This window comes from Chitinophaga fulva (assembly GCF_012927205.1).
Classification (GTDB): Bacteria; Bacteroidota; Bacteroidia; order Chitinophagales; family Chitinophagaceae; genus Chitinophaga; species Chitinophaga fulva.
In genome coordinates this window covers 1,864,532-1,883,556 of sequence record NZ_JABBGC010000001.1, presented here as the reverse complement: position 1 = coordinate 1,883,556, position 19,025 = coordinate 1,864,532, and the positions used below count along the sequence as shown (strand labels likewise).

Here is a 19,025-nt window from a genome sequence, read left to right as displayed (position 1 = left end):
ATGCGACCCATCAAAAAAATAGGATTGATTTTCTTAGGCATCATCTTTTTTGCCCTTGTCATCCTACTCACACAAGTATTATGGAACAACCTGATACCAGAGCTTTTCCATGGTCCGGTTATTTCCTACTGGCAAGCCCTCGGCCTGCTCGTACTCGGCAAACTGCTCTTTGGCTGGCATGGCCACAAAGGCGGCTGGGGCGGCGGCGGCAGATGGGGCGGATGGCGCCAACGCAAAGAATGGAAGGAAAAACTGGCCAACATGACACCCGAACAACGGGAAAAAATGAAGCAACGCTTCCGCCAGTACTGTGATCCCCGCCGGTTTGACTGGCGCGAGGAAGAATTTGACCAGCAGAAAGACCGCGGAGAAAAAGAGGACAAACAAGTATAACCCAACTAAATCTATTCCGCTATGATAGGCATCTTCAAAACCAATATCAGGAGTATGCAGGAAAAACAAGCCATGATACAAGCTATTACCTCCAGCTTTGAGGTAGCCAGCTGCCACGTGGACCTTGATGACTGCGACCGGGTACTCAGAATTGGTGACCTCCGGGTAGCTGAAAATATCATCATTGATTTTGTACAGCAACAGGGTTTTCTGTGCGAAGTACTGGAATAAATAAACTTTTACAGGGAGAAATGATCAATTTATCGAGTTTGGCACCTGAAAAGTAAATATTAGCACATTTTATATCTATCATTTTATTGGACAGGTCACAAAACCGGTGTAACTTCAGGAAGAATGCAAAGTGGCCCGGGTATCAGTTTGGAAGCGTCCGGTTTTGTGTTTTATGCACCCTCTAAATCATTTCCTATGTACCTGAACCAGCATGAGATCCATTCTCAGATAAATAGCAGCTTCGATAATTTCGTTGATTTCGTGCAAACATTGCCGGATCATCGTTTCACCGCTACGCCTTATGGCAAATGGTCTGCAGGACAACAACTCCAACATCTCATTAAATCGTCCAGGCCGGTAGCTACCGCCATGGGATATCCGAAAATACTGCTGCACTACTTCGGCACCAGCCGCCAGCCCTCACGCTCCTACCAGGAACTGGTGGAAGATTATCGTCAACTGCTGGCCAATGGCGGCAAATCCACCATCACCTACCAACCCGGTATTGTTTACGGCGCCCAACGCCCCGTACTCATAGAAGCCTTCCTTAAACAAAAGAACAGACTGCTGGAAAACCTCGGCAGATGGTCCGAAAAGGAGCTAGATAAGTATCGCCTCCCTCATCCCCTGCTTGGTAAAATCACTATGCGGGAAATGTTGTACTTCACGGCTTATCATACAGAACACCACCTTGAACAGTTGAAATTCCATGAGTTAGAACGTCATAACTGGGAAAATCAACTACAACAACTCATCTTTTAATCAGTATATACCCAACTTATTTTTACGCCTGATCAGGACCGCGCCGCTGTCCTGATTTTTTCTTGCCCGGATTTTGTAATTTGGGAGATGACCACCGATTGTCATACGCATAACCCCATGCCAGTTTAGCAGTATATACTGTACATCATTCTTTGAAAAATCTATCATGACGAAAACAGCATTAGTATTAGGAGGAGGCGGTGCCCGTTGCGCCTTCGCCATAGGAGTGGTCAGATATATCCAGCAACATCATCCGGACATTCAATTCGATATCGTTTGTGGTACCAGTACCGGCTCGCTGATCGCTTTGCTAACAGCCATCGGAGATAATGAACTGGCAGAAAAGATCTTTACCGCCAATGTCACACCGGACTTCCTGTCTACCAACCACGCTATCCAGCGACTGGCCAATAACCACCTTTCGCTGTATAACATTATTCCGTTACTGCATAAGATCAATGCCATCGTTACGGAAGACCGCTACCAGCAACTGATGGCCTCCCCGCGTGAACTATTTATTGCCACCAGAAGCCTCCAAACCGGCGGCAACATCTATTTCTCCAACCGCGAATCCAACAGTAACGGTTACACGGTAAAAAAGCTCAACGATATGTATACGCTGCGCGACGCTATGGTGGCTTCTTTTACGCAACCAGCGTTTATGCCGCCCGTAGATATTACGGAGCCTGACCAGCCCCTGCAACAACTCACAGATGGTGGCGGCCCCTTGTACGCTCCGGTAAAACTTGCCATAGACAGGGGCGCAACAGACATATACCTTGTACTGCATACGCCGGTAACACAGGAAGAATATAATATTCAGTTTAAAAACCTGGTCGATGTATTGGAACGCACCATGGACTGGGCCACTATCAATATGTCTGAAAAAGATATCGCCGTACCGATGGTATATAATCAATCGCTCCGGTACCTGGAAGCGATACAGCGCCAGTTACAGGCTGCCGGCGTATCGCCGGATACGATCAACCAGTGCTTTGACCTGCCGGAAGCAGCGCCGTTCAAAGGGAAAAAGATATTAAACCTGCATGTGATAAGGCCCGACACGCCGCTGGCTGCCGGCATGGGCGGACTGGAATTTATCAACCGCGCTATTAAAACCATGATAGCCGATGGAGAAACAAAAACCGCTGAAACATTTAAACAGCTAAAAATTCAGCCCTTATAAAAAGAGAAGACCGAAGCAATGCTTCGGTCTTCTCTTTTTATAACCTACAGTTATTTTAGGATACTGCTTTGTTATTACTTCTGTCGATATCCGCCAAACGCTGGCTGGGATCAATTTCCAGCTCTTTGATTTCAGACAATGGCAGGTCCAGTTCCACCTCATAGGTAGTGTTGGTCCAGTACCAAACGGGATCGACTATACGTTTTATCGCTGGTTGTTCATTTGGTTTCTCTCCAAACATGAGCGACATCGGAATATAGTGCATCACCTGGTTGCCCTTTTTATCGGTCACCATAAAATCTACCGGCATGGGGAACAGACCGATGCGACGCAGGCGCACAACGGTTTTGCTGCCTTTGCTGTATACGCTGTCAATACCATAATCAATATGTTTGGTGGAATTGATAAAGTATTGTTTGTACCAGTCCAGCTGAATACCGCTCTGCTTCTCCATCACACGGATAAAGTCATTAGCATTCGGATGTTTGAAACGCCATTCGTTGTAATAGCGCAACAGGCCGGCGTCGCGGTTGTCTTTACCGATCACATAGCCCAGCTGTTCCAGGAATACAGCGCCTTTTGAATAGGCGGTAAGGCTGTAGCCATAGTTGGTATTAAAGTGATCAGCGTGGGTAGAAGCCGGTTCTTCAAAAGGACTTTTTACCAGGGCGAAATAACCATTGTAAGAACCTTCATGCGGGTTTTTCTCTTTCAAAGAATCAACCGTATTATGGTAGGTAGCATCTTCACCGAAAGTGGTAAACCCTTCGTCCATCCATGGATAGAGGCTTTCATTGGTCGCCAGCATTCCCTGGTACCAGGTGTGCATCCATTCATGCAGCGCCAGATTATAGAGCGCAGAGATATTCCGGTTGCCCATTATCAACGTAGCCATCGGGTATTCCATACCGCCATCGCCGCCCTGTATAAAGGAGTACTGCTGATAAGGATAGGCCCCGTAATGTGCTTTGATATACTTGTAAGCTCCCGGGATCATTTTAGCCAGCTCCGGCCATGATTCGCGGGTGCTTTCATTTTCGATGTAGAAGAAATGCGCCGTAAAACCGTCTACTTTCTGTGTAATGTGCTTGTAGTCCGGATCTGCGGCCCATACGAAATCGTGTACGTTAGGCGCTACAAAATGCCAGGTCAGTGTATTACCAGCAGGACGGTTTACTTTGGTGCCTGGTGTTTCATAGCCATAGCCGATCTGGTTAGGATTCTGAAGATAACCGGTACCAGCCAGCACATATTTTTTATCGATGGATATTTTCACATCATAATCGCCCCATATGCCGTAGAATTCACGGGCAATGTAGGGAGTGGGGTGCCATCCTTCGTAGTCGTACTCACACATTTTAGGATACCATTGGGCCATGGAGAAGTCCACGCCTTCTGCGTTATGGCGGCCACTTCTGCGGATCTGCACAGGCACCTGTGCTTCAAACTCCATGTCGAACACGGCTTTTGAATGTGGCAGGATAGGCTTGTCCAGCGGCACTTCCAGGATAGTTTCCACTACTTTGAATGCTTGTGTTTTACCGTCTCTTTTCAGGGAGATGATTTTCTGGTAGCCGATTTCATCCGGTTTCAATTTGGAAATGCGGTCCCGTACGCGTGCATCCCAGTCCTGGCGGGGATTGCCGTTTTTGTCTTTACCGAGCACGATTTTTCCCAGGTCGCGGCTGCGCACGTCCATCATGCTTCCTGGCTGAAAAGCGTTCCAGTACAGGTGATAGAAGACTTTCTTCAGTGTGTCAGGGGAGTTGTTGAAATACTCCAGATGTTGTGTACCGGTCAGTTTGTTGGCGGGTGCGTCCATCGCCACGTCCATCGTATACTTTACCCTTTGTTGCCAGCGGTCTGACTGTGCATTTAGTTGTAACCAGCTGCCCGTCATCATGGTAAGGGCCAGACAGCTTCCTAATACCCCGTGCTTCATTCAGTTTATTTTTATTCCGGGCTAAAATAAACAATTCATGATAGCTATCCCCCGATTATTTGATTATTTGATCATTTAGATATTGGGGGATTGAATTTGGGGATTTCCTGATTTGGGGATTTCGGGGAAATGAAAAAATAAAAAAATGGGAAAATGGGATCAGTCAGCGCCCTGCACAACTACTACGATTTCGCCTTTTACCCCTTTTTCGAGGAAGTAGTCATGGACTTCCTGCAGGGTGCCACGTTTGTTTTCCTCGAACATTTTGGTGAGTTCGCGGCTAACGCAGCAGGGGCGGTCGGGACCGAGGTACTGGATCAGGTCGGCCAGTGTTTTCACCAGTCGCATAGGCGATTCGTAAAAAACGAAGGTACGTTCTTCCGTGGCCAGTTGGGTAAACAGGGTATGGCGGCCTTTTTTGAGTGGCAGGAAGCCTTCAAAAGTAAAGCGGTTCATAGGAATGCCGCTGTTGACCAGTGCAGGAACAAATGCCGTAGCGCCGGGCAGGCATTCTACGGGCACGCCAGCACGGATGCATTCGCGGACCAGCAGGAATCCGGGGTCAGAAACACCAGGCGTGCCTGCATCGGTGAGCAGGGCCATGGTTTTGCCGGATTGCAGCTGTTGCAGCAGGTGCTGCACAATTTTGTGTTCGTTATGTTGATGGTAAGGAGTTACCGGTTTGTTGATCTGGTAATGTTTGAGGAGCACGCCGGAGGTACGGGTATCCTCGGCCAGCACCAGTTCTGCCTCTTCCAGTACTTTAACAGCCCGGTAGGTAATATCGGCGAGGTTGCCGATAGGAGATGGAATGAGGTATAATTTCATGTCAATTACGAATTACGGACTACGAATTACGAATTAGGGACTACCGACTTAGCTTCGGGTAATTCGTAATTCGTAATTCGCATGTCGTAATTATTTTATTGTATCTGTACTTCGAAGTATTCCATTACCTGGTTAGCCAACAGTTTCTGGCAGGCACTTTCAGCGATCTGATGTGCTTCTTCCTTGCTGGCGGCTTCAATTTGCAGGGTAATGTGTTTGCCAATCCGTACATCTTGTACCTGGCCCATGCCAAGGTTTTTGAGACCACTCATCACCGCTTTACCTTGCGGGTCCAATAATTCTTTCAGTGGCATCACATTGATATGTGCAGTAAAAGTCATTGTGCTAAAATTTGGCGCAAACCTACTAAAAAAATTTACGAATTACGAATTACGTATTACGAATGGAGGGTCCGCTCAATGAAAGATTACTTAGTAAACGCTTTACCAGCAAGCCCTGCATTCGTAATTTGTAATTCGTAATTCTATACAGGCGTTACTTTCGGTGGCACCGCCAGCGAGAGCAACACATAACAAATGAATATAAACGGAACCGTGGCGTAGTTCAGGAAGGGGATGCTGACAAGTACCAGCACCACCAGCAACAGCCTTGTCCAGTTGGCTTTCAGGGATTTCTCCTTTATTTTCAGGCTTAACATAGGAATCTCCGCCACCATCAGGTAGCTGAGCGCTACGATGATACCATACAGTACCCAGATATTCTGAAACCAGTGAGCCAGATTATAGGGATTGTACAGCACGATCATCGGGAAAGAGGCTACCAGCAGGCCTACAGCCGGTGTAGGCACGCCTATGAAGTTTTCAGACTGACGGGTATCGAGATTGAACTTGGCCAGGCGGTATGCCGCAAAACACGGTACCAGCAAGGCCGGTGCAAGGTTGACCATGGATACTTCAAAAGCATCGGGCATCTGGTAATAGGCGCTTCGCAGCAGCCGGTATAACATCATGCCGGGCACTACCCCAAAAGTCACCACATCTGCCAGCGAATCCAGTTCTTTGCCCATGGGCGACTGTACCTTCAGCAAACGGGCCACCAGACCATCAAAGAAATCGAAGACTGCCGCCAATACCACCAACGCAGAAGCCCAATATACCGGCTCCGGGTTGGTCACCGTATAATCATTGCCGTTAAATTCCACCCGGAACTCCGGTGCATGCAGCACACAAATAATGGCCAGTGCACCGCAAAAAAGGTTGCATAGGGTAATAATGTTAGGAAGTTGTCGCATTCAAATGGCTTTAAAATACAATTACGAATTACAAATTAAGAGATACGAATTTAGAAGTATTTCCCGCATGGAGTATCTTCTGAACCGGTAATTCTTAATTTGTAATTCGTAATTGCCTGCTTTTTTTTATTTCATCAGTGCTTCGATCTCCTCAGCAGTGATAGGAATATTTTTGAAAAGGTCCACATTGCCGCTGGCAGTAAGCCATATGTTGTTTTCAATGCGGATGCCCATTTTCTCTTCTTCGATGTAGATACCCGGTTCAACGGTCATCACCGCGCCTTCCGGAATAGGATTGTGCATAGACGGGCCCAGATCATGCACGTCTACCCCCAGGTGGTGGGAGATGCCATGATACAGGTATTTGCGGTAAGCCGGAGATTCGGGGTCCTGGTTTTTGATATCTGCTTCTGTGAGCAGGCCCAGTTTTACAAACTCCTTACCAGCTTCCTCTCCTACCATTTCGTGGTATTTAGCGATGGTGATACCCGGGCGGAGAATGCTTTTAGCGTAGTTATGCAGATGCAGACAGGCATTGTACACCTGACGCTGACGGTCCGTGAATTTGCCATTTACCGGTACCGTACGGGTAAGGTCGGCATTGTAGCCGCCGTATTCCGCGCCGAAGTCCATGAGGATCAGTTCACCGTCTTTACATTCCTGGTTGTTGGACACGTAGTGCAGGGTGCGGGCACGGTCGCCAGAAGCGATGATAGAGCCGTAAGCTTCGCCAGCGGAGCGGTTGCGCAGGAATTCATGTACAATTTCAGCATGAATTTCGTGTTCCCATACACCGGGCTTGATAAATTTCAGTATGCGGCGGAATGCTTTTTCCGTAATGTCTACTGCTTCCTGCATCACTTTTACTTCTTCCGCTGTTTTCACCGCACGCAGTTCCTTGAAGATAACAGCCGCCCGCAGGTAGTTGTGCAGCGGGTAACGGAGCTTCATTTCCTGGGCGTAGCGGTAATCCCTTACCGGCACCAGGCTGGCTTTGCGATTATTTTCGTTGGAATTCAGATAGATGTTGGAAGCATCGTTGATCCACTGCTGCAGCAAGGCATCGAGGCTGTCGAGCCAAACTACCGTAGCGATACCGGAGATAGCAAAAGCTTCTTCTTTGCGCAGGCGGTGGCCGTCCCATTTTTCCTTCAGTTCATTAGGACGCACCAGTACCAGCACTTCGCGGTATTTCGGATCGGGGTTGTCCGGGAACAACACCACCATGGTATCCTCCTGATCAATACCGGTAAGCCAGTACAGATCAGAATTTTGTTTAAACTTATGCAACGCATCACCGTTGGTCGGCAATTCATCATTGGAGTTGATAATAGCTATTGACTGTGGCTGCATTTTGGCCACAAAACGCGCGCGGTTTTTCACAAACAGCTGCGAGTCCAAGGGCAGATTCTTCATATCGTCTGTATTTCAAATGAGGCTCCAAACCTAGGCCAAAATTTTGTGATTTCATGAATCCGCTGTGTGATAAATTTAAATTCATGTAAACTGGTTAAAAAGCGGAGAGAGCCGGTTAAATACTGATACTCCCTTGCAAATACTTAATGTTATATTCACACATCCAGCGTTTGAAATACTGCAAGGAAATGCAGCCAAATTAAAAATCTATCAACAATAACCCCAAGTACCACGTACTTTATCTAAATTTTAGTGGTGTAACACCGGTAAAATTTGACGATATCAAAAAATGCCTAGCTTTGCTGTTACACCAAAACAATCTTGCTTTTTATGCAAATGAGTAGCGTAAGGAACCCTGTTGCTGACTTACGGGAACTGGGCATAGAGAATGTGTCGAATGTATATTACCAACTGTCTCCAGAAAAACTGGTTGAACAGACATTAGCCAGAAAACAAGGAGTACTGGCCGACACAGGAGCGCTGGCCGTCAACACTGGCCAATTTACCGGCAGATCACCCAAAGACAAATTTATTGTAAAAGACGAACTGACAGCAGACACTGTTAACTGGAACGACTTTAACATCCCCGTTTCCGCAGACGTGTTTGACCGCCTGTACCAAAAAATCACGGCCTATTTTACCGGCAAAGACGTATGGGTACGTGACTGCTATGCCTGCGCAGACCAGGATTACCGGGTTAACATCAAGGTAGTGACTGAACTGCCCTGGTCCAGCCTGTTTGCCTACAATATGTTCCTGCGGCCCACAGAAGAAGAACTGGATTACATGCACACCGACTGGACAGTTATCCAGGCGCCGGGTTTCCTGGCAGATCCTGCCATCGACGGCACCCGTCAGGGTAACTTCAGCATGGTGAGCTTCTCCCGTAAAACCATCATCATCGGTGGCAGCGCTTATACCGGCGAAATCAAAAAGGGTATCTTCACGATCCTCAATTACGTGCTGCCGCATGACAAGCAGGTATTGAGCATGCACTGCTCCGCCAACCAGGGAGACGAAGGCGATACCGCCATTTTCTTCGGTTTGAGCGGTACCGGTAAAACCACCCTCAGTGCAGACCCTTCCCGTAAGCTGATCGGTGACGACGAACATGGCTGGACATCCACTGGCGTGTTTAATTTTGAAGGTGGTTGTTATGCCAAGTGCATCGACCTCACCGAAGAAAAAGAGCCACAGATATTCCGGGCCGTACGCCCAGGTGCCCTGCTGGAGAACATTCATTTCTTCCCTGGCACCAGTACTGTTAACTACACTGATTGTACCATTACGGAAAACACACGGGTATCTTACCCACTGTCTTATATCGACAATGCCCTGGAACCTTCCATCGGAGGTATTCCTAAAAACATCTTCTTCCTGACCTGCGATGCATACGGCGTATTACCGCCTGTTTCCCGGCTGACGCCTGGTCAGGCAATGTACCAGTTCATTTCCGGCTATACCGCTAAAGTAGCTGGCACAGAAGCAGGTATCACAGAGCCTAAATCTACCTTCAGCGCCTGCTTTGGTGCACCTTTCATTCCGTTGCACCCGGCGCAGTACGCCCAGATGCTCGGTGAGAAAATGCGCCGTCACCAGGTGAACGTATGGCTGATCAATACCGGCTGGACCGGCGGTGCTTATGGCATCGGCAGCCGTATCAAGCTGTCTTATACCCGTGCGATGATCTCTGCCGCCCTGAAAGGCGAGCTGGACAACGCTACCTTCCACCCTCATCCGGTATTCGGCGTGGCCATGCCTGATAACTGCCCTGGTGTTCCGGCTGAAATCCTGGACCCGCGCAATACCTGGAATGATAAAGCAGCTTATGACGAAAAAGCGAAAGACCTGGCCGCCCAGTTCATCCGCAATTTTGAAAAATATGCTGCCGTTGCAGACGCAGAAATCCTCGCTGCTGCACCAAAAATCTGATGCTCCCTTATGTGATCAAAAATCTTCCCCTGCTACCCACGGGTGGCAGGGAGATTTATATGCAAGTTTTGCCTTATAATTTCCACTATCGCGCATTCTGACGGGCGCAATGCCCGGGCAAAACAAGTGGCTATCCCTCACCGCTTGTTTTGCCGGATGCCTGCGAAATATTCGTTCAACCTGTACTTCCGTTTTCTTTTAACCTGTATTTCCCAAACCCCTTCCTTCCCCGTTTGTTGTTAATGGAGAATTCAATCTTCGTAATTCCTCATTTTCATTACCTTTGCACATGCAAATTTTAGACGGTAAACTCGTTTCTGAGGCTATTAAAGCCCAATTAGCCGCTCAGGTGGCTGAATTAAAGGCTGCTGGTAAAAAAGTACCGCATCTCGCAGCTATACTGGTTGGCAACAATCCCGCCAGCGAAACTTACGTAGCATCCAAGGTAAAATCATGTGCAGAATGTGGCTACAACTCCACCCTGCTCCGTTTCGACGAACAGATCTCCGAAAAACACCTGCTTGACCAGATCATTTTGCTCAATGAAAACGCAGATGTGGACGGTATCCTGGTGCAGCTGCCTTTACCCAAACACATCAACGAAGAACTGGTGATCAACACCATCGATCCCAGCAAAGACGTAGACGGCTTCCACCCCATGAACGTGGGTAAAATGGTTAGCGGTTTACCAGCCTTTATACCTGCTACTCCTTATGGCATCATGCTGATGCTGGAACATTATAATATTCCTACTGCCGGCAAACACGCTGTGGTAATAGGCCGCAGCCATATCGTCGGCACACCCATCAGCATCCTGCTGAGCCGTAACACCAACCCGGGCAACTGCACCGTTACCCTTACTCACTCCCGCACACAAAACCTGGCAGAAATATGCCGTCAGGCCGATATCATCATCGCTGCCATCGGTAAACCGGACTTTGTGACTGCCGACATGGTGAAAGAAGGCGCTGTCATAGTGGACGTAGGGATCAACCGGGTGGCTGACGCCTCCAAAAAGAGCGGTTTCCGCCTCAAAGGAGACGTTAAATTTGATGAAGTAGCGCCTAAATGCAGCTTCATTACGCCAGTACCGGGCGGGGTAGGTCCGATGACCATCGCAGCACTGCTGAAAAATACCTATCACGCCAACATCGGCCTGAAAGGAAGTATGAACTAAAAGTTGCGGTAAAACCCGAACTTTGTGCCGTAAATCATGTCAGTAATAACAACAAATATCAAGACCAGCACCCTGCCGGTGATGGAGAGCTTCTACACCCTCCAGGGAGAAGGCTACTATCAGGGCAAGGCAGCCTATTTTATCAGGCTGGGCGGTTGTGACGTAGGTTGCCATTGGTGCGACGTAAAAGAGAGCTGGGATGCCTTAAAACACCCACAACGCGAGATCACAGACATCGTGGAAGAGGCTGCTGCCCACCCGGGCCGCCTCGCCGTTATCACAGGTGGCGAACCACTGATGCACAACCTGGACGCCCTCACCAAAGCCCTGCATAAAAAAGGGTTCCGTACCCATATGGAAACATCCGGCTCCTCACCGCTCAGCGGTAACTGGGACTGGATTACCCTGTCACCCAAAAAATTCAAGGCGCCGCTGCCAGAAGTTTGTAAAGTGGCCAGTGAACTGAAAGTGGTCATCTTCAACAAATCCGACTTCGCCTGGGCAGAAAAATATGCCGCGCTGGTCAGCAAGCAATGTAAGCTGTACCTCGCGCCGGAATGGGACCGTAGCGCAGAAATGACGCCGCTGATCATTGACTACATCAAAGACCATCCCGAATGGGGCCTGTCTTTACAGGTACATAAATACATCAACGTACCCTAAACAGGACAAGGATAAAATAAAAACGAAGAAGCCACTGCAATGAAAGCAGTGGCTTCTTCGTTTAATCTTCTATCTTCGTCACACAACCCAGATACACTTATGAAACGTACGCTGTTATTATCCGCCTGTTTGTGGTGCTGTTGCCTGCAGATACAAGCCCAGACAGTCACTTACGAAACAGCCCCTAAGAAAGCCAAAGCCTTTTTTGATGAGGCAGTAGATGCTGTCCGCATGTACAAAAGCAAAGAAGCCATCGACCTGCTGCAAAACGCTATCAAAGTGGCGCCCGGCTTTACCGATGCCTATGGCCAGATGGGCCTCTGCTACATGGACCTGAAAAACTACCCTGCCGCCAAAGAAAGTTTCATCAAACTTAAACAACTGGACAGCAGCGGGCTAAAACCCGTTACGGTAGCTTACTCCCGCTCACTCGCCGGCACCGGTGACTTCCAGGGGGCTTTAAATGTCATCAGTCAATATCTTGCCACCAGCAAAATATTGAATAAAAACGCTGAAAGACTCAGAGACAATTATGAGTTTGCTGTCAGCCAACATCAACAGGTGCCTTTCCATCCTGAAAACCTGGGAGATCATATCAACAGTAAAGACCCGGAATACTTTCCGTCACTCACCATCGACGCGCAGACACTTATTTATACACGCCGCGTAAATGGCCGTAATGAAGACTTCTTCATCTCCCGCCGCGATAGCAGCGGCTGGCAGCCTGCGCAAAATATGGGCGAACCGGTAAACACCTCCTTCAATGAAGGCGCCCAAAACATCTCGCAGGACGGTACGTTACTCGTATTTACCGGCTGCGAATTCCCTGAAGGCAAAGGCAGCTGCGACATCTACTATTCAGAGAAAACGCTCAACGGCTGGACACCTCCACAGAACATCGGAGCACCGATCAATACACGGGACTGGGAATCGCAGCCCTGCCTGTCTGCTGATAAACAAACGCTTTATTTTGCCCGTGAAACAACCGATGCCGGCGCGGACATCTTTATGAGCCACCGGCAGGAAAACGGCCGCTGGAGCGTTCCGGAGAGGCTCGGCCCTAATATCAACACCCGTGGCAGAGAAACGACTCCTTTCATCCACGCTGATGGACAAACGCTGTACTTCGCTTCCAACGGGCATCCCGGCTATGGTGGCCTGGATATTTTCTACTCCCGCCGCCAGCCCGATGGCAGCTGGGGCCCTGCCACCAACCTGGGCTATCCTATCAATACCATCGATGAAGATGCATCGCTGGTGGTAGAAGCCAATGGCAAAACCGCCTATTTTGCCTCTGACCGTTCCGACACGCGCGGCGCACTGGATATCTACCGCTTCGAACTTTATCCCGAAGCCCGCCCCCTGCAAACCCTCTACGTAAAAGGCTATGTATACGACACCACCACCCATAAAAGGCTTACCGCCAATATTGACGTGATAGACCTGCAGGGAGGTTACCCGATCGCCGCTGTTAAAACAAACGATAACGGCGACTTCCTGGCGCCGTTGCCGGTAGGAAAGGACTATGCTTTCCATGTGAATAAGAAAGGGTATTTGTTCTATTCCGATAACTTCTCCCTGAAAGATCATCACCCAGGCGTACCATTTGAGAAAAACATTCCGTTACAGCCACTGGCCGTCAACGCCAGCATTATCCTGCATAATATCTTCTTCCAGAGCAACCAGTACAGCCTTGAACCAGCGTCGGTCACAGAACTGGATAAGCTCGTGAGACTGATGCAGGACAACCCGGCGATTAAAATCGAAATTGCCGGTCATACCGACAATGTAGGTTCCGATAAAGACAACCTGGTACTGTCTACCAATCGTGCTAAGGCAGTCGTGAAATACCTGACAGACAAAGGTATCACCGTGAACCGGCTTACCTCCAAAGGATACGGGGAAACGCAGCCGATTGCCACGAATGATACAGAGGAAGGGCGCGCCACCAACCGGAGAACGGTATTCCGCATCGTAAGCGTAGAATAGATTTAGGGATTTTTTGATTTACGATTTTTTGATTTCACAGATTAATAAAAGACGAAGACCGAAGCGAGTTAATGATTCGCTTCGGTCTTCACCTTTTCGTCCGCTGTTTTGATTCACGAAATCAAAAAATCGTAAATCAAAAAATCCCTAAATATTTAATAATTCCGCAGTTGTGCTTTCATCGCACTGTCTTTCTGTTGTGGCGTGAGTTTATATTGATAATTGTACAGCGCCCCTTCCCAATCGCCATACATGGGGTTAGGCAGCACGATATACCGGTTACCGAAGCTGGCAGCGGATTGCAGGGCGGTAGCATTTCTTTCCGCAGCAGGTTTTTTATCGAAAGTGGCCGCAAAGTCGCTGAGGTTATCACCGAAGAGCAGTACTATTTCATATTGCTGCAACACTTGCTGGCGGCGAGGTTCTTTACCGGAGCCGGCTGTTTTCAGCAGCAGGTGCTGATCATCTGCATCAGGAAACCCGTAGCGTTGCAGGTTTTTCAGCGTAGCTGCTCTTTCCGCTTCTATCCTGTTGGTGATGTAAAACACTTTCACACCTTTGGAGGCAGCGTATTTAAAGAAAGCAGGAGCGCCGGGTACCGTATCAGCTATTGCTTTGGCAGTCCATTCCACCCAGCTTTTCTCATCATAACTTTTGCCGTTAAGCGCCTGATGTACCGAATAGGGGCTGTTATCGAGCACGGTTTCATCGATGTCTGTAACTACCGCCAGTGGCAGATGATGGGGTTGTGCCAGGTACTGATCGAGCCGTAAGGCCGCCAGCTGATAGGCTTGCAGGCAGAGGGCTTTGTATTCGCCGGACTGTTGTTGCCATAAGGCAGCCCATGCGGGGCCGTAAGGCGTGAGTTGCGTAGCCGGGGCGGCGGGTGTTTGCACGGCTACCGGCGTTGTTGTCTTACAGGCCAGCATTCCCAGCAGCAGTGCACCTGTCCATAACCTTTTCATCATAAAAATTACTGTTGTTGACTGCAAAAATAAATGGTTCCGGCAACATGTGCGCTGACAGGAAAATCGTAATTTAAAAGGAAATTGTTTGTTATGCCCCAGGAGTTGCTATACCAGATAGCCTTAACCCGTATTCCTTTAATTGGCGATGTGATTGTCCGTAAACTGCTGGAAACGTTTGGCAGTGCCAGTGATATTTTCCGTGCGCGGCGGCGCGAACTGGAATGCATCGAAACAGTAGGCAGTATCAGGGCCAATGCCATCCGCAGTTTCCGTGATTTCAGCGAAGCAGAGAAAGAAATACTTTTTATGGAGCGATATAGTATCCGGGCTTTGTTCTGTACAGACCCGGAATATCCCCAACGGCTGCATCACTGTTACGACAGTCCCGTTCTATTGTATTTTAAAGGCGCTGCTTCGCTGAATACAGCCCGTATGGTGAGTGTAGTAGGCACCAGAAGGCCATCGGCCTATGGCAGGCGTATTTGCCGGCAGCTCACGGAAGAGCTGGCTGCCGCGCAGGTGACGGTTGTCAGCGGACTGGCTTATGGTATTGATATACTGGCCCACGAAACCGCTTTGCAGGCGGGCACGCCCACCATTGGCGTGCTGGCGCATGGACTGGACCGTATTTATCCTGCGGCCCATAAGGGCACGGCCGTGGCGATGATGACGCAGGGCGGGCTGTTGACTGATTTTATGAGTGGTCATCTGCCCGACAGGCAGAACTTCCCTAAGCGCAACCGTATCGTGGCCGGCATCTGTGATGCCACTATTGTGATAGAGAGCGGCCTGCAGGGTGGATCGCTGATCACGGCAGATCTGGCAAGCGGTTACCACCGGGATGTGTTCTGTATCCCGGGACGGGCAGATGATCCACAGGCAGCAGGCTGCAATCATCTTATAAAAAATAATAAAGCCATGTTAATCACCGGGGCGGCAGATGTATTACAGATGATGGGATGGGAAGAGCAGTCGAAACCGCCGGTGGTGCAGCGGGAATTGTTTTTACAATTATCAGACAATGAACAAAAACTGATGTTATTATTCCGGGAGAAGTCGCCACGGCACGTAGAGGAGTTGTACCTGTTGACCGGCCTCACCGGTAGCCAGGTGGCGGAGGCGTTGTTCAAACTTGAAATGCAAAGTGTGCTCAAAAGCTTACCGGGACAGCGTTACGAGCTCATTGCATAAGTATCCGGCAAGTGTTAATAACGTAATATTAACAGTCAATCGGAGTGCCGTTGGAGGTGAATATTTTATTTATTGGCAAAATAGAGCTACATTTGCGTGCAATTATTTTTTAACTGATTAATAGTTGCATCATGCCTGCGGGAAAATCTAAACCCAAATTTGTAGCTGACGGCCTTACTTTTGACGACGTGCTCCTCGTGCCGGCCTACAGCGAAGTTCTGCCTAAAGAAGTAAACATCTCTACGCAACTCACCAAGAACCTACGTCTGAACATTCCGATGGTATCAGCGGCTATGGACACTGTGACAGAAGCCAATCTGGCTATCGCACTGGCGAGAGAAGGGGGTATAGGTATTCTCCACAAAAACATGAGCATAGAAAGACAAGCGGAGATGGTAAGAAGGGTAAAACGTAGCGAAAGCGGTCTGATTATGGACCCCGTTACCCTGAAAGCCGATGCCACTATTGGCCAGGCGCTGAAACTCATGAAGGAAAACGGCATTGGTGGTATTCCCATTATCGATGACAATAACAAACTGGTTGGTATTCTGACCAACAGGGACCTGCGTTTCGAAAGAAACAAAAAGCGCCTTGTTGCAGAAGTGATGACCAGTGAGAAACTCATCACAGCACCAGAAGGCACCGATCTGAAAAAGGCGGAAAAAATCCTTCAGCAATATAAAATTGAAAAACTGCCGGTTGTTAACAAACAAGGTAAACTGGTTGGCCTGATCACTTATCGCGACATTCTGCAGCTGACCAGCTATCCCAATGCCGTAAAAGATGAATTTGGCCGTCTGCTGGTAGGTGCTGCACTGGGTATTACCCCCGATGTACTGGACCGCGCTCAGGCCCTCATCAACGTAGGTGTTGACGTCGTTTGTCTGGACAGCTCCCATGGTCACTCTATCGCTGTGATCAACACACTCAAAAAATTAAAGAAAGCTTTCCCTAAACTGCAGGTGATTGCCGGTAACGTTGCTACCGCAGAAGGTGCGCTGGCACTGGCACAGGCAGGCGCTGACGCAGTGAAGGTAGGTGTGGGACCCGGTTCTATCTGTACCACCCGTATCGTAACCGGCGCTGGTTTTCCTCAGCTGTCCGCTATCCTGGAAGCATCTGAAGCATTGAAAAAGCTGGGTATCCCGGTAATTGCCGATGGCGGTATCCGTTATACCGGTGACATGGTAAAAGCACTCACCGCCGGTGCATCTTGTATCATGGCTGGTTCTATCTTCGCCGGTGTGGAAGAAAGCCCCGGAGAAACGATCATCTACGAAGGCCGTAAATTCAAATCCTACCGTGGTATGGGTTCTATCGAAGCCATGCAGGAAGGTAGCAAAGACCGTTACTTCCAGGATGAAGACGATATCAAGAAACTGGTTCCGGAAGGCATCGTTGGCCGTGTACCTTACAAAGGCTACCTGTCTGAAGTAATCCAGCAATTCGTTGGCGGTCTGCGTGCAGGTATGGGCCTCACTGGTTCCAAAGATGTGAAAACCCTGCAAGGTGCACAGTTCGTGAAAATCACTGCTGCTACCGTAAAAGAAAACCACCCGCACGATGTGGTGATCACCAAGGAAGCTCCGAACTACAGCCGATAATTCATTATCGTATATAAACGAAAAAGACCGAAGCAAATCGCTTCGGTCTTTTTCGTTTATGCGATAACGTTATTTCGCGTCCCACCATACACGGTCAGCGGTAGTCACCTTCTGGTCTGGCTGCGGGTTAGCCAGGATCTCATTGGAAGGATAAGGCCATCTTCTCGGGATGTAGTTCACGAATGGATTTTCCGGCAGCGACAACTGCGGATAACCAGTACGTCTCCAGTCGTTGAAAGTTTCGATGGAGAGGAAGCCCGCCACATATTTTTCATAGATGATCTGCTGTATAGCATTGGCAGCTGTGAGCGCAGGGCGGCTGTTGATATAAGTCTGTGCATCTGCTGCACCTACTTTCAGCATATCCATATGCGCTTTGATAGCTGCCTGGTATACCGGTGTGGCAGCAGCGGCGCCTGATTTGAGGAAAGTGGCTTCCGCCTTGATGAACATCGCTTCAGTGTAAGTAGCGAGGTACAGCGGCGCATCTGCGGATGCATAGAAGCTGTTCACCTGTGACAGCACAGTGGGATCAGGAACGGTAGTCGCACCAGGGGTACGGCCGGTATAACCGCCGTCCGCATCTGTGGTAGCGATGATCGGCAGACGAGGGTCATTATTGCTTTTCAGGAAATCGATGAAGGTTTTGTTCATCACAACACCGCCGGCGCCTGGTTCTGTGTTCTTAAACCAGGGGCTTTCTGCCTGTGCAGCACCGGTGTAAGTCACCATAGCGTTGTCACTGTTATCAGCAAAAGCATTGGCCAGCGCTGCGAGGGCGAGGTCTGCCTGTGCAGCAGCGGTATGGCCCGGCGCTTTGGTCAGGCGCAGATAAAAACGTGCTTTCAGCATGTAAGCCAGTTTTTTCCATTTGGCCATATTACCCTGATAGATATAGTCATCTCCACCGGGAGCAATAGCGCTTTTCGGCTGGCTGGCATAATAGATGGCGCTGTCAAGCGTAGATTGCAACACCTGGTAGATCGATTCCTGGCTGTCATATTTCGGGCGGGAAATAGCCGGCAGCTTCATCGCATCGGTATAAGGCACATTGCCCCATATGTCTGTGGCAATAGCCAGGTTGAAGGCAAACAGCGTTTTACCGATCGCCATGTATTCGTTATGACCGGCAGCTCTGGCCTGGTCCATCATCAACCGGAGGTTGTTGAGAATGTTGGGATAAATGTAGAAGGTCCAGGTATTGTCCACATCTACCGGAAAAATACGGTAGGTTTCCTGACCAGGTGATGGCTGGTTTTGGGACAACTGCTGCATCCAATAAGCGCCGTTTACGCCATTGAAACCGCCTACTACCTGTGTGGACACTGTCACTTCCACTGGTGGAAGGATCAGTTTTTCTGATACTTCCATCGGGTTATTAGGGTCCTTGTTGACATCCAGGAACTTTTTACAGCCGCTACCCAACAGCACGGTGCTTAAAAATATGGTGGCTATATGTAATCTTCTCATGATTGTTATGCTTTTAAATAC

The 19,025-nt window shown here is 49.0% G+C and carries 17 protein-coding genes; 10 read left to right on the top strand and 7 right to left on the bottom strand.

Features of this window, described 5'->3' with window-relative positions:
* The 4 genes from HHL17_RS07885 (at position 1) to HHL17_RS07870 (ending at position 2,572) form a co-directional block, all read left to right on the top strand.
* Positions 1-393 carry a hypothetical protein gene (locus HHL17_RS07885; RefSeq protein WP_206155935.1) on the top strand — a complete coding sequence of 131 codons (393 nt, stop codon included), beginning with the start codon at positions 1-3 and terminating at the stop codon, positions 391-393.
* A gap of 21 nt (positions 394-414) precedes the next feature.
* Positions 415-624, top strand: coding sequence for a hypothetical protein (locus HHL17_RS07880; RefSeq protein WP_169224195.1), 210 nt, complete (start codon positions 415-417; stop codon positions 622-624).
* A gap of 195 nt (positions 625-819) precedes the next feature.
* Positions 820-1,386 (top strand): DinB family protein, encoded by a 567-nt coding sequence (locus HHL17_RS07875; protein ID WP_169224194.1) that lies wholly within the window; start codon positions 820-822, stop codon positions 1,384-1,386.
* Positions 1,387-1,552: 166 nt separating this feature from the next.
* A complete protein-coding gene (locus HHL17_RS07870; RefSeq protein WP_169224193.1) occupies positions 1,553-2,572 on the top strand; it encodes a patatin-like phospholipase family protein in 1,020 nt (339 codons plus the stop codon).
* A 55-nt stretch (positions 2,573-2,627) separates the two neighbouring features.
* Here HHL17_RS07870 and HHL17_RS07865 read toward each other — a convergent pair whose 3' ends face one another.
* From HHL17_RS07865 to HHL17_RS07845, 5 genes are all read right to left on the bottom strand, one after another.
* Positions 2,628-4,514: a M1 family metallopeptidase gene (locus HHL17_RS07865; protein WP_169224192.1), complete on the bottom strand. Its 1,887-nt coding sequence runs from the start codon at positions 4,512-4,514 to the stop codon at positions 2,628-2,630.
* A gap of 159 nt (positions 4,515-4,673) precedes the next feature.
* Positions 4,674-5,342 carry a 16S rRNA (cytidine(1402)-2'-O)-methyltransferase gene (gene rsmI, locus HHL17_RS07860; protein WP_169224191.1) on the bottom strand — a complete coding sequence of 223 codons (669 nt, stop codon included), beginning with the start codon at positions 5,340-5,342 and terminating at the stop codon, positions 4,674-4,676.
* A gap of 95 nt (positions 5,343-5,437) precedes the next feature.
* Positions 5,438-5,683: a phosphoribosylformylglycinamidine synthase subunit PurS gene (purS, locus tag HHL17_RS07855; RefSeq protein ID WP_078668804.1), complete on the bottom strand. Its 246-nt coding sequence runs from the start codon at positions 5,681-5,683 to the stop codon at positions 5,438-5,440.
* A 143-nt stretch (positions 5,684-5,826) separates the two neighbouring features.
* On the bottom strand, positions 5,827-6,594 hold the full coding sequence (gene pssA / locus HHL17_RS07850) for a CDP-diacylglycerol--serine O-phosphatidyltransferase (protein WP_169224190.1): 768 nt from the start codon (positions 6,592-6,594) through the stop codon (positions 5,827-5,829).
* A 126-nt stretch (positions 6,595-6,720) separates the two neighbouring features.
* On the bottom strand, positions 6,721-8,010 hold the full coding sequence (locus tag HHL17_RS07845; RefSeq protein ID WP_169224189.1) for an aminopeptidase P N-terminal domain-containing protein: 1,290 nt from the start codon (positions 8,008-8,010) through the stop codon (positions 6,721-6,723).
* A 330-nt stretch (positions 8,011-8,340) separates the two neighbouring features.
* Here HHL17_RS07845 and pckA point away from each other — a divergent pair, with 330 nt between their 5' ends.
* The 4 genes from pckA (at position 8,341) to HHL17_RS07825 (ending at position 13,771) form a co-directional block, all read left to right on the top strand.
* Complete coding sequence (gene pckA / locus HHL17_RS07840; protein WP_169224188.1) at positions 8,341-9,942, top strand: phosphoenolpyruvate carboxykinase (ATP); 1,602 nt, start codon at positions 8,341-8,343, stop codon at positions 9,940-9,942.
* A 289-nt stretch (positions 9,943-10,231) separates the two neighbouring features.
* Positions 10,232-11,119: a bifunctional methylenetetrahydrofolate dehydrogenase/methenyltetrahydrofolate cyclohydrolase FolD gene (folD, locus tag HHL17_RS07835; RefSeq protein WP_169224187.1), complete on the top strand. Its 888-nt coding sequence runs from the start codon at positions 10,232-10,234 to the stop codon at positions 11,117-11,119.
* 36 nt (positions 11,120-11,155) lie between these two features.
* On the top strand, positions 11,156-11,782 hold the full coding sequence (locus tag HHL17_RS07830; RefSeq protein ID WP_169224186.1) for a 7-carboxy-7-deazaguanine synthase QueE: 627 nt from the start codon (positions 11,156-11,158) through the stop codon (positions 11,780-11,782).
* Between the two features lie 99 nt (positions 11,783-11,881).
* Positions 11,882-13,771, top strand: a complete 1,890-nt coding sequence (locus tag HHL17_RS07825) for an OmpA family protein (RefSeq protein WP_169224185.1) — start codon at positions 11,882-11,884, stop codon at positions 13,769-13,771.
* 155 nt (positions 13,772-13,926) lie between these two features.
* Here HHL17_RS07825 and HHL17_RS07820 read toward each other — a convergent pair whose 3' ends face one another.
* Positions 13,927-14,739 carry a 5'-nucleotidase, lipoprotein e(P4) family gene (locus HHL17_RS07820; RefSeq protein ID WP_169224184.1) on the bottom strand — a complete coding sequence of 271 codons (813 nt, stop codon included), beginning with the start codon at positions 14,737-14,739 and terminating at the stop codon, positions 13,927-13,929.
* 90 nt (positions 14,740-14,829) lie between these two features.
* Here HHL17_RS07820 and dprA point away from each other — a divergent pair, with 90 nt between their 5' ends.
* Complete coding sequence (dprA, locus tag HHL17_RS07815; RefSeq protein ID WP_169224183.1) at positions 14,830-15,930, top strand: DNA-processing protein DprA; 1,101 nt, start codon at positions 14,830-14,832, stop codon at positions 15,928-15,930.
* 131 nt (positions 15,931-16,061) lie between these two features.
* On the top strand, positions 16,062-17,534 hold the full coding sequence (gene guaB / locus HHL17_RS07810) for an IMP dehydrogenase (RefSeq protein WP_169224182.1): 1,473 nt from the start codon (positions 16,062-16,064) through the stop codon (positions 17,532-17,534).
* 69 nt (positions 17,535-17,603) lie between these two features.
* On the opposite strand, the gene HHL17_RS07805 is transcribed toward guaB, so the two are convergent.
* Positions 17,604-19,004 carry a SusD/RagB family nutrient-binding outer membrane lipoprotein gene (locus tag HHL17_RS07805; RefSeq protein ID WP_169224181.1) on the bottom strand — a complete coding sequence of 467 codons (1,401 nt, stop codon included), beginning with the start codon at positions 19,002-19,004 and terminating at the stop codon, positions 17,604-17,606.
* Positions 19,005-19,025 lie beyond the last annotated feature (21 nt).

Bases quoted from the DNA above. Each gene is read 5' to 3' on its own strand.
- HHL17_RS07885 (WP_206155935.1), top strand. From the start codon at position 1: ATGCGACCCATCAAAAAAATAGGATTGATTTTCTTAGGCATCATCTTT.
- HHL17_RS07880 (WP_169224195.1), top strand. From the start codon at position 415: ATGATAGGCATCTTCAAAACCAATATCAGGAGTATGCAGGAAAAACAA.
- HHL17_RS07875 (WP_169224194.1), top strand. From the start codon at position 820: ATGTACCTGAACCAGCATGAGATCCATTCTCAGATAAATAGCAGCTTC.
- HHL17_RS07870 (WP_169224193.1), top strand. From the start codon at position 1,553: ATGACGAAAACAGCATTAGTATTAGGAGGAGGCGGTGCCCGTTGCGCC.
- HHL17_RS07865 (WP_169224192.1), bottom strand. From the start codon at position 4,514: ATGAAGCACGGGGTATTAGGAAGCTGTCTGGCCCTTACCATGATGACG.
- rsmI (WP_169224191.1), bottom strand. From the start codon at position 5,342: ATGAAATTATACCTCATTCCATCTCCTATCGGCAACCTCGCCGATATT.
- purS (WP_078668804.1), bottom strand. From the start codon at position 5,683: ATGACTTTTACTGCACATATCAATGTGATGCCACTGAAAGAATTATTG.
- pssA (WP_169224190.1), bottom strand. From the start codon at position 6,594: ATGCGACAACTTCCTAACATTATTACCCTATGCAACCTTTTTTGCGGT.
- HHL17_RS07845 (WP_169224189.1), bottom strand. From the start codon at position 8,010: ATGAAGAATCTGCCCTTGGACTCGCAGCTGTTTGTGAAAAACCGCGCG.
- pckA (WP_169224188.1), top strand. From the start codon at position 8,341: ATGCAAATGAGTAGCGTAAGGAACCCTGTTGCTGACTTACGGGAACTG.
- folD (WP_169224187.1), top strand. From the start codon at position 10,232: ATGCAAATTTTAGACGGTAAACTCGTTTCTGAGGCTATTAAAGCCCAA.
- HHL17_RS07830 (WP_169224186.1), top strand. From the start codon at position 11,156: ATGTCAGTAATAACAACAAATATCAAGACCAGCACCCTGCCGGTGATG.
- HHL17_RS07825 (WP_169224185.1), top strand. From the start codon at position 11,882: ATGAAACGTACGCTGTTATTATCCGCCTGTTTGTGGTGCTGTTGCCTG.
- HHL17_RS07820 (WP_169224184.1), bottom strand. From the start codon at position 14,739: ATGATGAAAAGGTTATGGACAGGTGCACTGCTGCTGGGAATGCTGGCC.
- dprA (WP_169224183.1), top strand. From the start codon at position 14,830: ATGCCCCAGGAGTTGCTATACCAGATAGCCTTAACCCGTATTCCTTTA.
- guaB (WP_169224182.1), top strand. From the start codon at position 16,062: ATGCCTGCGGGAAAATCTAAACCCAAATTTGTAGCTGACGGCCTTACT.
- HHL17_RS07805 (WP_169224181.1), bottom strand. From the start codon at position 19,004: ATGAGAAGATTACATATAGCCACCATATTTTTAAGCACCGTGCTGTTG.